The organism is Mangrovicoccus algicola, from assembly GCF_014903745.1.
Lineage (GTDB): Bacteria > Pseudomonadota > Alphaproteobacteria > Rhodobacterales > Rhodobacteraceae > Mangrovicoccus > Mangrovicoccus algicola.
On sequence record NZ_JACVXA010000052.1, the window covers coordinates 21,866 to 34,993 of the forward strand.

Genomic DNA, 13,128 nt, shown 5'->3' on the forward strand with positions numbered 1-13,128 from the left:
CGATGAAGCTACCCTATATTCCCGAAGACGCGCCGTTTTCCGGCGACCAGCGCGCCTGGCTCGGCGGGTTTCTCGCGGGGCTGCATTCGCGCGCCGCGATGGGCGGGGCCGCCCCGGCGGCGGTCGGCGAGGCGACCGTGCAGGCGAAGCCCCTGCACATCCTCTTCGGCACCCAGACCGGCAATGCCGAAGAGGTGGCCAACGAGGCCGCGACCCTCGCCCGCACGCGCGGCTTCGCGCCCCGGCTCGAAGAGCTCGACGCGATCAGCCCCGCGCAGCTGGCGCAGATGGAGCATGTGATCATCGCCGTCTCGACCTATGGCGAGGGCGAGATGCCCGACAATGCGGGCCTCTTCTGGGAGGCCCTGTCCTCCCCCGAAGCCCCCCGGCTGGAAAGCCTGAAATACGGCGTCCTGGGCCTTGGCGATACCAGCTATGACGATTTCTGCCAGGCGGCCAAGCTGATCGACATGCGGCTGGAACAGCTGGGGGCAAAGCGCTTGGGCGAGCGGGTCGATTGCGACGTGGATTACGAGGAGGTCGCGACCGCCTGGCTGCAATCCACCCTGCCCGCCGCCGAAAGCGCCACCGCCCCCGTGGCCCCCGCGCCCTCGGAGAAGCTGACGAAATCCGGCTGGTCGCGCAAGACCCCGTACCGGTCGCGGGTGGTCGATAACCGCATCCTGTCCGGCGCCGAGTCCGCCAAGGAAATCCGCCATATCGCCTTTTCGCTGGGCGATAGCGGCATGAGCTACGAGGCCGGGGATGCGCTTGGCGTCATGCCGGTGAACAACCCCGATTACGTGCAGGCGATCCTGTCGCGGCTCGGCGTTCCGGGCGAGACGGCGATTGCCGGGCATGACGCGCCGCTTTCCGAATTGCTGACCTCGCGCTTCGAGATCGCCACGCCGTCCAAGGACCTGATCAAGGCGCTGGCGCCGCTTTCGGGCGACGAGGAATTCCTGCACGTGGTCAAAAATGGCGACAAGGAGGCGCTGGACGCCTGGCTCTGGGGGCGCGACCTGCTCGACGTGCTGGAGCTGAACCCGACCCTGCCGCTCGATCCCGCCGAGCTGGTCAGCTGGCTCAAGCCGCTGCAGCACCGCGCCTATTCCATCAGCTCCAGCCCGAAGGCGCATAAGGGCGAGGTGCATCTGACCGTCGCCGCCGTGCGCTGGAACTTCAACCGCCGCCCGCATCGGGGCGTCTGCTCGACCTTCCTCGCGGATTTCGTCCCCGAGGGCGCGCAGGCGGGCATCTTCATGTCGCCCAACAAGGCCTTCCGCGTGCCGGTGGATGACACCGTGCCGATGATCATGGTCGGCCCCGGCACCGGCATCGCGCCGTTCCGCGCCTTCCTCGAAGAGCGCCGCGCGCGGGGGGCCAAGGGGGCCAACTGGCTGTTCTTCGGCGATCAGCACCGCAAGAGCGATTTCATCTACGAAGACGAGATCAGCGCGATGAGCGCAAGCGGCCTGCTGACCCGGCTCGACCTGGCCTTCTCGCGCGACCAGGCCGAGAAGATCTATGTCCAGAACCGGATGACCGAGACTGGCCGGGACCTTTACGCCATGCTCGAGGAGGGCGGGCATTTCTATGTCTGCGGCGACGCGACCCGCATGGCGCGCGACGTGGACGCGGCGCTTCATTCCATCATCGAAACCCAGGGCGGCATGACCCCCGAGGCGGCAACCGACTACGTCAACCGCCTCAAGCGCGACAAGCGCTACGTGCGGGACGTCTACTGAAAGGGGACCTCCCCATGATGATCCAGGGCTGGCAGGCGCAATGCGTCTGCCCGAAGGGCCAGCCGCTGCCCGCCGCGCTGTCCGAGCTTGCGCCGCAGACGCCGCTCACCACGCTCGGCCATGACATCGAGACGCTGGCGCTGCTCGGCACCCAGTTCGAGGATGCGCTCATCACCACCCGCAATGACGGCGCGGTGATCTCCGGGCGGGGCGGCTACGGGCGCCTGCAATCCCGGGACCATTCCTTCACCGTCAATGCGCGGCGCGTCAATCTGCGGTTCTGCCCCGGCGCGCCGCTGCAGCTGGCGCGCCACGCGCCCGAACGGGGGCAACCCGGCGCCGTCGTCGCCATCGATGCAGGCGGGCAGATCCACCACCGCGTGCAGTACATCACCGAACATGACAGCCGCGTCGCGGCCTCGCTCCGGCCCGAACCGGCGCATCTGCCCGCCCTCCCGGAGGCCGCGCCCGGCAATGTCGTCTCGCTCGGCGCGGTGCGGGCCGCGCGCCAGTCCTGGGAGGCCTCGACCTCGGCCGGCCATCTCGACGATCTGATGGGCGATCAGGGCCGGTCCCGCCGCCGGATGCTGCCCTGCCTGGGGACAGAGCGGGCCTGGCAGGTCATCCCCCGCATGCTGCCGGGCTTTCTCGAGACGCTCAGGCGGCGGGGCGCGAATGTCACCCGCATGGTGCCCGGCGGCGGCGTGCTTCAGGCGCAGTCCGGGGTCTTCCGGCGGGTCGCGCGCATGGACGGGATCGTGCTGTGCCAGGCGGCACGAAGCGATTTTGCCCTGGACATGAACCGGGTCGCCTCGGTCTGGGTGGCGGCCTCGCGGCTGCATTGGCAGCTCGAGGCCTATGACGACCAGCACCGCGCCGTCGCCGCGCTATGCGCGCTGCCGCTCTCCTGCGGGCGCGACTGGCGCGACGCCCTGCTCAGCCTGCCCCGCGCGCCATGCTAGGGGATCGGCAAGCCCTGCCGCATGGATCGCGCGTCACCGGGTCGGCTCGGACCGCCGCGGCCGTCCGCCGACCCTCGCGGATGGCCGCGGCCAGGGACCGGGCGGACAGGGTGTCGGGGCCGGTCAGGCCGTCGCTTCCATGCCGTCGCGCAGCGCCGCCAACCCGCGGCTGACGCAAAGCGCCACATTCCGCGATTCCGGCGCGCTGGCCGTATGCGGCGTCACCAGCACGCGGGGATGGCGCCAGAAGGGATGGCCCGCGGGCAGGGGCTCCACCGCGAAGACATCCAGCGACGCCCCCGCCAGCCGCCCGCCATCCAGCGCCGCCAGGAGATCGGCCTCCACCAGCTGCTCGCCGCGGCCGATCTGGATCAGCGCCGCCCCCTCCGGCAGCCGCGCCAGCAGGGCCGCATCGATCACGCCGCGGGTCTCGGCGGTCAGCGGCAGCACGTTGATCAGGATGTCCGTGCCCGACAGGAAGGCATCGCGGTCGAGCATGATCTCCACCCCCGGCGCCGCCTCCGCGGGGCGCCGCGCCAGCACGCGGACGGGATAGCCCAGCCCGGCCAGCGCCTGCGCGATCGCCCGGCCCATGTTGCCATGGCCCATGATCCCGATGCGGCGGCTCTGCGGGCTGCGTCCATGGGCGGGACGGTTCCAGCGTTCGGCGCGCTGGTCCTCCAGGTGCAGGTCGATGCGGCGGTGATGCCACAGCACGTGGAAGACGGCGAATCCCGCCATCTGCCGCGCCTGGTCGGGATCCTCCACCCGCAGCACCGGCAGGCCGGGCGGCAGCGACGGGCAGGCCAGGATGCCGTCCATCCCGGCAGCGGGCGAGACGGCGGCGCGCAGGTTCGGATAGCGGGCGAAACAGTCATCCGGCGGACGGAAGGTCAGCACGAACTCCACCGCCGCGGGATCCGTGACCTCCCCGGGACGCAGCAGCTCCAGCTCCGGCGCGCATTCGCGGAACGCAGCGCCGTGATGGGCGAGAATGTCGAATCCCAGATTGTCCACCACGCCGATCATGGCCGCGCCCCCTCCGCGTTTCCCGCCATCCTGTTCTCGGCCGCCCAATCCGCACCCGGCACGGCCGCCAGAAGGGCCCGCGTATAGGGATCGCGCGGCGCGAGGAAGATGTCATGCACCGCCCCCATCTCCACCAGCCTGCCCGTCTGCATCACCGCGATCCGGTCGCAAAGCTGCGCCGCGACGCGCAGGTCATGGGTGATGAACAGGATCGACAGGCCCAGCCGCGCCCGCAGGTCGCGCAACAGGTCCAGCACCTGCGCCTGGATCGACACGTCCAGCGCCGAAACCGCCTCGTCGGCCACGATCAGCTCGGGCTCCATCGCCAGCGCGCGGGCGATGCCGATTCTCTGGCGCTGCCCGCCGGAGAATTCATGCGGGAACCGCTCCGCCGCCTCCGGTCCCAGCCCGACGATCTCCAGCAGCTCGCGCGCCTTCGCCTCGGCCGCCGCCCTGGGTCTGCCCATGGCGACGGGCCCGGCGGTCAGCGCGCGCAGGATGCGGTGGCGCGGGTTCAGCGAGGCATAGGGGTCCTGGAAGACCATCTGCACCTTGCCCCGGCTCTTGCGCAGCTCTTCCTCGCTGAGCGCCGCAAGGTCGGTGCCGCCGACCAGCACCTGGCCCGCATCGGGCGTGACCAGCCGCACCACCGTGCGCCCCAGCGTCGACTTGCCCGACCCGCTCTCGCCGACCAGGCCCAGCACCTCGCCGCGCCCGATCGTCAGCGACACGTCATCGACGGCACGCACCTCGCGGGGGGGGCGGAACAGCCCGCCGCCGGTGCGATAGACCTTGCGCAGCCCCTTCAGCTCCAGCACCGGCGCGGGCTCCAGGCTGCGGGCCTCGGGCAGGCGGCCCGTCGGGATCGCGTCCAGCAGGCGGCTTGTATAGGGATGCTGCGGCGTGTCGAGCACCTCCGCCGCGCTCCCCTGCTCCACCGCGATGCCCTTCTCCATGACGATCACCTTGTCGGCGATCTCGGCCACGACGCCGAAATCATGGGTGATGAACATCACCCCCATGCCCCGGCGGCGCCTCAGGTCGAGGATCAGATCGAGGATCTGCGCCTGGGTGGTGACATCCAGCGCCGTCGTGGGCTCGTCGGCGATCAGCAGCTCCGGCTCCAGCGCCAGCGCCATGGCGATCATCGCGCGCTGCCGCTGCCCGCCCGAAAGCTGGAAGGGATAGGCGCGCATGATCTTGGCCGGATCGGGCAGCCCGACCTCGGTGACCAGCGCCAGCGTGCGGCGCTCGCGTTCGGTGGGCCCGTACATCCCGTGGGCGGCGAAGACCTCGGAGATCTGTTCGCCGATGCGCATCAGCGGGTTCAGCGCGGTCATCGGCTCCTGGAAGATCATCGCGATCTGCCGCCCGCGCAGGGCCCGGCGCTGCGTCTCCGGCAGGGCCAGCACGTCGCGCCCGTCGAAGACCGCGCGCCCGCCCGCCACCGTCACGCCGGGCGGCAGCAGCCCCATCAGCGCATTGGCCGTCATCGACTTGCCGGAACCGGATTCGCCGACCACGCACAGGATCTCTCCCTCGCCGATGGTCATGGACATCCCCGACACCGCATGCGGCCGGTCGGCCCCTGCGGGCAGGGCGATGCTCAGATCCTCGATCGTCAGAACGGGTCTCATGCGGTTCCCTTCCGGCTCAGATGCGGGTTCAGCGCGTCGCTCAGCCCCTCGCCGATCAGGTTCAGCGCCAGGACCGTCAAGAGGATCGCCACCCCGGGAAAGAAGCTCAGCCACCAGGCGGAGCGGATCACCGTGCGCGCCGCCCCGATCATGTAGCCCCAGCTCATCGCGTTGGGATCGCCCAGCCCGAGAAAGGACAGGGAGGATTCCAGCAGGATCGCCGTGGCCACCATCAGCGAGGCCATGACGATGATCGGCGAGACGGTGTTGGGCAGAACCTCGCCGGTGAGGATGCGGAATTTCGACAGCCCGGCCAGGCGCGCGGCATCGACATAGTCGCGCCGCTTGACCGCCATCACCTCGGCGCGCACCAGCCGCGCCACCGGCGGCCAGGAGACGATGGCGATGGCCAGCGTGATCGATCCCAGCGTCGGTTCCAGGATCGCCACCAGCACGATGGCCAGCGCGAAATTGGGGATGGTCTGGAAGAACTCGGTGAAGCGCATCGCGCCCTCGTCCGCCCAGCCGCCATAGAATCCCGCGACCGCGCCCAAGGGCACGCCGATCATCAGCGCCACCAGCGTCGAGACCAGCCCGACCAGCAGCGAGACCCGCGCGCCATGGACCAGCCCCGCCGCCACGTCGCGGCCCAGCGTGTCGGTGCCCAGCGGCAGGCCGTCGGTGGAGAAGGGCACGAGGAACGGCCGCTGCACCATCGCCCAGGGCCCGCGCGGGAACAGCAGGTCCGCCGACACCGCCAGGGCGATCACGGCCAGAAGGATGAGAACGCCGATCACCGCGCCCTTGTTCGATGCGAAACGCCGGATCATGCGCGGGCTCCGATGCGGGGATCGACCAGCCGGTAGACGAGGTCGGTGAGGATGTTGAAGGCGATGACCATGGCCGCCGAGACGAGGAACACGCCGAGGATGGTGTTGTAGTCGCGCGCGGCCAGGCTCTCGAACATCAGCCGCCCGATGCCCGGCCAGGCAAAGACCGTCTCGGTCAGCACCGCGCCGCCGACCAGCTGCCCGGCCTGAAGCCCCGCCAGCGTGACGACCGGCAGGATCGCGTTCCTCAGGACGTGGCGGCGGCGGATCACCGGCCCCGACAGGCCCTTGGCCCGGGCGGTCTTGACGAAATCCATCTGCGCGACCTCCAGCATGGAGGCCCGCGTCATCCGCATGTAGACCGCCATGAAGAACAGCCCCAGCGTCGAGGCGGGCAGGATCAGGTGGCGGATCACGTCGCCGATGCGCGCCAGCCCGGTATAGCCGGCGCCGACGGTTTCATAGCCGAAGCCCGGCAGCCAGCCCAGCTCGACCGAGAAGACCAGCACCGCCATCAGCGCCGCCCAGTAAAGCGGCGTGGCATAGAACAGCAGCGCCAGCGTCGTCAGCAGGCTGTCGGACGCCTTGCCCACCCGCGCCGAGGCCGCCACGCCAAGCGCGATGCCCAGCGTCAGGGAGATGCAGAAGGCGGTCAGCGTCAGGATCAGCGTCGCGGGCAGCCGGTCCAGGATCAGGTCCAGCACCGGCGCCCCCTGGCGGAAGGAATAGCCGAAATCCAGCCGCACGATGTTCCAGACATAGCTGCCCAGCTGGACATGGAAGGGCTGGTCCAGCCCGAAGCGTTCGCGCAGCTGCGCGATCATCTGCTCATCCGCGGCCCCGGCCTCGCCGGCCAGCACCACCGCCGGATCGCCCGGCGCGGCATGGATGAGAAAGAAGTTCAGAACGGCAATGGCAAGGAGCGTGACAAGCGCCTTGACCAGCCGCCCCAGGATGGGGGCGATGACGGCCATGCGGGGCCTCCGGTCTGGGGACCGGTCCCCCGCGGGGACCGGCCGTCGCGGTTACTGTTCGATCCAGGCGTTGCGGATGCCGTCATTGATCCCGATGCCGGTGGTCACCAGGTCATGCACGTTGCAGCGGTAGATGGTGGGGAATTCCAGCTCCAAGAGCCAGGCGACCGGCACGTCCTCGACGATCTCCTTCTGGATCTCGTCATAGGCGGCCTGGCGCTCGGCTGCGTCGGTCATGGTCGCGGCCGCGGCCCATTTCGCGTCGAGCTCGGGATTCTCGTAGCCTTCCACGTTGTTCCAGGGGCTGCCCTTCTGGATGCGGTCGGCGGTATAGTTGCGCGACACGCCAAGCGCCGGATCCCCGTACTGGTAGAGATAGGTGAAGGCCATGTCGTAATCCCACTGGGACGTCTTCTCGTTCCAGCCCGCGACATCGGCCGCATCGATCTCGACATTGATGCCCACCTCCGACAGGTTCTGGCGCACCGCCTCGGCCCAGCGTTGCCAGGTCTCGCCGTAAGGCAGCGGCAGGAGGCGCACGGTCTGCCCGTCATAGCCCATCTCCTCCAACAGGGCCTTCGCCTTGTCGGGGTCATGCGGGTATTGCGGCACGTCGGCAGAGTAGAAATTCGTCACCGAGGCGACCGGGCCGGTGGGGATCTTGCCGAAGCCGTTCCAGACCACGTCGCGGACGAATTCGCGGTCCATCGCGTACATGATCGCCTGGCGGAACCGCACATCCGCGGTCGGTCCCTCGCGGTTGTTCAGCCACATCCAGGCCAGCGGCGCGAAGAATTCCCAGCCCGATCCGGTGGAGCAGACCCCGTCCATTTCCGTCAGCCGCGCGACATCCCAGTTCTCGACCGACCCGCCGGGCAGGACGTCGACCTCGCCCGTCTCGAAGGCCACCGCGCGCGAGGCGGCATCGGGGATCACCCGGTAATAGACCTCGTCCAGATAGGGCAGCCCGTCGATGTAATAGTCCTCGTTCTTGACCAGGTGGATGAAGCTGCCCTTCTCCCAGGCCTCGAACTTGAACGGGCCGGTGCCGATCGGCGTGGCGTTCATCTCGTTGGTGGCGAAATCGGTGCCCTCGTAGATATGCTTGGGCACCATCGGCATCGTGCCGACCTCGAAGACCGAGATGAACGGGCCGAAGGGTTCCTTCAGCGTGAACACCACCGTGGTGTCGTCCACCGCCTCGATCGTGTCGACATAGGCCAGCGACGCGCGCAGGCGGGCATGGGTCTCGCGCAGGAAGACATCGGCCGAGAACACCACATCCTCGGCGGTGAAGGGCTCCCCGTCATGCCAGGTGACGCCCTCGTGCAGGTGGAAGGTGTAGGTCAGCCCGTCTTCCGAGATCTCCCAGCTTTCCGCCAGGCCGGGCTCGGGCTCCAGCTCGGTGGTATAGCGCAGCAGCCCCTCGTAGATGTCGCCCGCCACAAGCTGCGTGGGCCCGTTCTGCACCAGGCCCAGCATCAGCCCCGGCGGCTCGGGCTGCACCACGATGTCCAGGCGCCCGCCGGCCTCCTGGGCCATGGCCTGGCCCGCCAGGGCGGCGGCGATGAGAAAGGTCGTTGCCTTGAGATGTTTCATGGATTTCCCTGTCGTCTGTTGAAGAGCGCCCCGGTTTGTCCGGGGTCGTTCAGCTTGGCAGTTCAGTCGGCATAGCCCGGACAGGCCGCCTCGACCCGGCGCAGGATCGCCGCCCATTCCGGGTCGGGCGCGCCTTCCTGCTCCATCTTGTCATACATCCGCGCATATTGTCCCGCCGTGTGCTCGGCCACGTCATCGGGCAGCAGCACCGGGCTCAGCCCCATGGACAGCGCCGCGACCTGCGCCTTGCAGGACCGCTCCAGGTTGATCGCGTATTTCACCGCCTCCGCCACGGACCGGCCCAGCAGCAGCGTGCCGTGATTGCGCAGGAGCATCACCTGCCGGTCGCCCAGGTCGGCGACGATGCGCGCGCGCTCGGCCAGGTCCAGCGCGATCCCCTCGTAATCGTGGAAGGCGATGCGGTCATGGAACTGCGCCGACCACTGGTTGAGGGACAGAAGCCCCTCCTTGACGGAACTGACCGCCACCCCGGCCACCGTATGAGTATGCAGCACGCAGACCGCGTCATGGCGCGCCATGTGCACCGCCGAATGGATGGTGAAGCCCGCGGCATTCACCCCCGCGCCATGGGGGTCCTCGATCACCGCGCCGGTCTCGTCCACCGTCACCAGGTTTGCGGCCGTCACCTCGTCGAAGCGCAGCCCGTAGGGGTTCAGCAGGAACCGCCTCTCGCCGCCGGGCCCCTCGGGCAGGCGCGCGGAGATATGGGTGTAGATCCCGTCATCCATCCCCATCAGCGCGATCAGCCGGTAGGCGGCGGCCAGGTCGCGGCGCAGGGCGGAAACGGGATCGGTGCGACCGTCGGGCATGGGCATTCTCCTCTGACTTGCCCCGAGCAAAGCGCGCGTCATGATCTGTGTCAAGAAATTGTCGACAGTCGACATCAATACAGTTAGCCTTGTCCCGATCCTGCCCGGAAAGCCGTCGCCATGGAAAAATCCGCCCCCTCCCCCCAGTTCACCCCGCTCGGCCGCGACGGGCTGGTGGACCGCGTGGCCAACCTCCTGGGCGAGGCGATCATCCGCGGTAGGCTGAAACCCGGATCGCGGCTGTCCGAATCGGTGATCGCCCGCGACCTGGGGGTCAGCCGCGCGCCCGTGCGCGAGGCGGCGCGGCTGCTGGAAAGCTCGGGGCTGGTCGCCTACCAGCCCAATCGCGGCTTCTTCGTGCGCAAGATCTCGGCGCGCGAGCTCGACGATCTCTACGAATTGCGCATCTTGATCGAGACCGCCGCCGCGCTGCGCGTCGTGCGCGGGGCGCCCGATGCCGCCATCGACACGCTGGCGGCGCAGATCGAGAAACTGCGTGCCGTCTCCACCCCCGAGGCCGAGATGCTGACCCAGATGGAGGCGGACATGGAGTTCCACCGCCGGATGATCGCGGCCTCCGGCAATCCGCGCTTTTCCGCGATCTTCGACCAGCTGGCGAAGGAGACGGAGCTGTGCGTGATGGTGATCGGGCGGCTCTATGGCGACCCGCGCTGGATCGCCGACACGCATGTGCCGATCCTCGAGGCGCTCCGCGCGCGCGACGAGACCGCCGCGAAGGCCGCCATCGAATACCATATCGGCGAGGCGCGCCGCCTCGTCACGCAGCAGTTCCGTTCCCTCGAAGAGTGACCCGCATGAAGTGTTTCTACGCCCCCGAGACCGAGGCCCATGATCCGCAGTTCCGCCTCACCCATGGCCGGCTGCTGCACAATGCCGAACAGGCGGAGCGGGCGCGGCTGCTGCTGGCCGGGCTGGACCGGCTGGGGCTGGCCACCCAAAGCCCGCCCGAGGCGCCCCGCGCCGCGCTGGAGGCGGTGCACACGCCCGAATTCCTGGATTTCCTCGAACATGCCTGGGACGAATGGCAGGCCTTGCCGGATCCCGGCCCCGAGGTGGTGCCCAATGTCTTCGCGCAGAAGGCGACCAGCACCTATCCCAAGGACAGCATCGTCGGCCGCGCGGGCTGGCACATGGGCGACACCTCCGCGCCGATCGGCCCGAATAGCTGGACCGCCACGCGCCGCGCCGCCGATTGCGCCGTCGCCGCCGCCGATGCGGTGCTGGACGGAGAGCGCATGGCCTATGCGCTGACCCGCCCGCCGGGGCACCATTCCACCGCCGATACCGCCGCCGGGCACTGCCTGATGAATGTCTCGGCCATCGCCGCCGAACGGCTGCGGACGCGGCATGACCGCGTCGCCACGCTCGATATCGACGTCCATCACGGCAATGGCACCCAGGCGGTGTTCTACGGCCGCGCCGACGTGCTGACCGTCTCCGTCCATGCCGATCCCGCGACCTACTATCCGTTCTTCGTGGGCTACGCGCATGAGACCGGCGAAGGCGCGGGCGCGGGATACAACCTGAACATCCCGCTGCCGCGCACGACCACCGATGCCGACTGGCTGGCCGCGATCAACCGCGCCCTGGCGCGGATCGCGGAATTCGCCCCCGGGGCGCTGGTCGTGCCGCTGGGGCTGGATGCCCATGAGAACGACCCGCTCAAGGGGATGCAGATCAGCTGGGACGGGTTCCGCGAGGCCGGGCGCCGGATCGCCGCCGCGGGCCTTCCCACGGTGCTGGTGCAGGAAGGCGGCTATCTCTCCGACGACCTGACCACGTCGCTCGAACACGTCATGCGCGGCCTTCTGGGCCGCTGAGCCCGCCTGCCCGCCCGCGCCGCTGGCCTGATCGCCCGGCCGGGCTGGCGCTATGCCCGATCCCGGCAATCTGCTTGATCTGAGGATGGCAGATTGCGCCGGTCCCCGACCGCAGCGCCCATGCGCCCTTTCCCAGGAGCCTTCCGATGAACCAGATCCCGAATTCCCTGCACGCCTCCGACATCGCCCATTCGATCCACCCCTATACCAATGCCCGCGCCCATGAGGCGCAGGGCCCGCTGATCATCACCCGCGGCGACGGCGTGCGGGTCTATGACAGCGAGGGCAAGGAATACATCGAGGGGCTGGCCGGGCTGTGGTCCGTGGCCGTCGGCTTCTCCGAGCCGCGGCTGCGCGACGCCGCCATCGCCCAGCTCGACGCCCTGCCCTATTACCATTCCTTCGCCCACAAGGCCAACGAACCGGCGATCCGCCTGGCCGAGAAACTGGCCGAGATCACCCCCGAGGGGCTCAACCGCGCCTTCTTCACCAATTCCGGATCCGAGGCGAACGACACCGTCATCAAGATGGTCTGGTTCCTCAACAACGCGCTGGGGCGGCCGCAGAAGAAGAAGTTCCTCGCCCGCACCAAGGGCTATCACGGGATCACCATCGCCTCCGGAAGCCTCACCGGCCTGCCGGCGAACCACAAGGATTTCGACCTGCCCGCGATCCCCGTCACCCATCTGACCTGCCCGCATTTCTGGAAGTTCGGGGCCGAGGGCGAGACCGAGGCCGAATTCACCGCGCGGCTGCTGGAAGAGCTGGAACAGACGATCCTGGCCGAGGGGCCCGAAACCATCGCCGCCTTCATCGGCGAACCCTGCATGGGGGCGGGCGGCGTCATCACCCCGCCCGAAGGCTACTGGCCGGGCGTCGCCGCGATCTGCGCGAAACACGACATCCTGCTGGTCTCCGACGAGGTCATCAACGGCTTCGGACGGCTCGGCACGCCCTTCGGCTGCCAGAAATACGGCTTCACCCCGGATATCATGGTCACCTCGAAACAGCTGACCTCCTCCTACATGCCGCTGGCCGCGATCATGGTGAACGACAAGGTCTATGACGCCATCGCCGACCACACGGCACGGCTGGGCACCTTCGGCCATGGCTACACGGCCTCGGGCCATCCGGTGGCCTGCGCGGTCGGGCTGGAGAACCTCAAGATCATCGAGGAACGCGACCTGATGGGCAATGCCGCGCGGCTGGAACCGGCCTTCCAGGCCGGGCTGCGGGCCTTCGCGGATCATCCCCTGGTCGGCGAGGTGCGCGGCACCGGGCTGATCGGCGGGCTGGAACTGGCCGACAAGGCCACGAAACAGCCCATCGGCAAATCCGGCGCCCTCGCCGCGCGGGTGGCCAGGGCCGCGCAGGAGGCGGGGCTGATCTGCCGCAATGTCTATGACACCGTCGCGCTCTGCCCGCCGCTGATCGTCACCGAGGAGGACATCGCCCAGATCTTCGCCCGGCTGGGCGCCGCCCTGGACCAGGTGGCCGCCGAGGCGAAGGCCGAAGGGCTGCTCTGACCCCGCCCGGGGCCGGGCCGCGCGGCGGCCCGGCTCAGGGTCCGAAGGCCGCCCGCCACTGGGCGATGAACTGCGCGCGGCGCTGCCGGTCCAGCGCCACCAGCAGCGCGGGCGACAGCGCGATGGGCCGCGCCGCGCTCTGCGCCAGCGCC

General features: G+C 69.2%; 11 protein-coding genes. 5 read left to right on the forward strand and 6 right to left on the reverse strand.

Features of this window, described 5'->3' with window-relative positions; translation table 11 throughout:
- Positions 1 to 2: 2 nt before the first annotated feature.
- Positions 3 to 1,748 (forward strand): diflavin oxidoreductase, encoded by a 1,746-nt coding sequence (locus tag ICN82_RS15550; RefSeq protein WP_193184453.1) that lies wholly within the window; start codon positions 3 to 5, stop codon positions 1,746 to 1,748.
- 14 nt (positions 1,749 to 1,762) lie between these two features.
- Positions 1,763 to 2,710 (forward strand): ChuX/HutX family heme-like substrate-binding protein, encoded by a 948-nt coding sequence (locus tag ICN82_RS15555; RefSeq protein ID WP_193184455.1) that lies wholly within the window; start codon positions 1,763 to 1,765, stop codon positions 2,708 to 2,710.
- A 123-nt stretch (positions 2,711 to 2,833) separates the two neighbouring features.
- Here ICN82_RS15555 and ICN82_RS15560 read toward each other — a convergent pair whose 3' ends face one another.
- The 6 genes from ICN82_RS15560 to ICN82_RS15585 form a co-directional block, all read right to left on the reverse strand.
- Positions 2,834 to 3,739 carry a 2-hydroxyacid dehydrogenase gene (locus ICN82_RS15560; RefSeq protein WP_193184457.1) on the reverse strand — a complete coding sequence of 302 codons (906 nt, stop codon included), beginning with the start codon at positions 3,737 to 3,739 and terminating at the stop codon, positions 2,834 to 2,836.
- The gene (locus ICN82_RS15565; RefSeq protein WP_193184459.1) at positions 3,736 to 5,376 is read right to left on the reverse strand and encodes an ABC transporter ATP-binding protein; all 1,641 of its coding nucleotides are present in this window, start codon (positions 5,374 to 5,376) and stop codon (positions 3,736 to 3,738) included. Before ICN82_RS15565 ends, ICN82_RS15560 begins: the two co-directional genes overlap by 4 nt.
- Positions 5,373 to 6,206, reverse strand: a complete 834-nt coding sequence (locus ICN82_RS15570) for an ABC transporter permease (protein ID WP_193184461.1) — start codon at positions 6,204 to 6,206, stop codon at positions 5,373 to 5,375. Before ICN82_RS15570 ends, ICN82_RS15565 begins: the two co-directional genes overlap by 4 nt.
- Positions 6,203 to 7,180 (reverse strand): ABC transporter permease, encoded by a 978-nt coding sequence (locus ICN82_RS15575; RefSeq protein ID WP_193184463.1) that lies wholly within the window; start codon positions 7,178 to 7,180, stop codon positions 6,203 to 6,205. The genes ICN82_RS15570 and ICN82_RS15575 overlap by 4 nt, the downstream gene beginning before the upstream one ends.
- A gap of 51 nt (positions 7,181 to 7,231) precedes the next feature.
- Entirely contained in the window at positions 7,232 to 8,779 is a 1,548-nt protein-coding gene (locus ICN82_RS15580; protein ID WP_193184465.1) for an ABC transporter substrate-binding protein, read from the reverse strand.
- Between the two features lie 62 nt (positions 8,780 to 8,841).
- On the reverse strand, positions 8,842 to 9,609 hold the full coding sequence (locus ICN82_RS15585; protein ID WP_193184466.1) for a class II aldolase/adducin family protein: 768 nt from the start codon (positions 9,607 to 9,609) through the stop codon (positions 8,842 to 8,844).
- A 120-nt stretch (positions 9,610 to 9,729) separates the two neighbouring features.
- On the opposite strand from ICN82_RS15585, the gene ICN82_RS15590 reads away from it, so the two are divergent.
- The 3 genes from ICN82_RS15590 to ICN82_RS15600 all read left to right on the forward strand — a co-directional run bounded on the left by ICN82_RS15590 (position 9,730) and on the right by ICN82_RS15600 (position 12,976).
- Positions 9,730 to 10,419 carry a GntR family transcriptional regulator gene (locus tag ICN82_RS15590; RefSeq protein ID WP_193184468.1) on the forward strand — a complete coding sequence of 230 codons (690 nt, stop codon included), beginning with the start codon at positions 9,730 to 9,732 and terminating at the stop codon, positions 10,417 to 10,419.
- 5 nt (positions 10,420 to 10,424) lie between these two features.
- On the forward strand, positions 10,425 to 11,450 hold the full coding sequence (locus tag ICN82_RS15595) for a histone deacetylase family protein (RefSeq protein ID WP_193184470.1): 1,026 nt from the start codon (positions 10,425 to 10,427) through the stop codon (positions 11,448 to 11,450).
- Between the two features lie 146 nt (positions 11,451 to 11,596).
- Entirely contained in the window at positions 11,597 to 12,976 is a 1,380-nt protein-coding gene (locus tag ICN82_RS15600; RefSeq protein WP_193184473.1) for an aspartate aminotransferase family protein, read from the forward strand.
- The last annotated feature ends 152 nt before the right edge of the window (positions 12,977 to 13,128 follow it).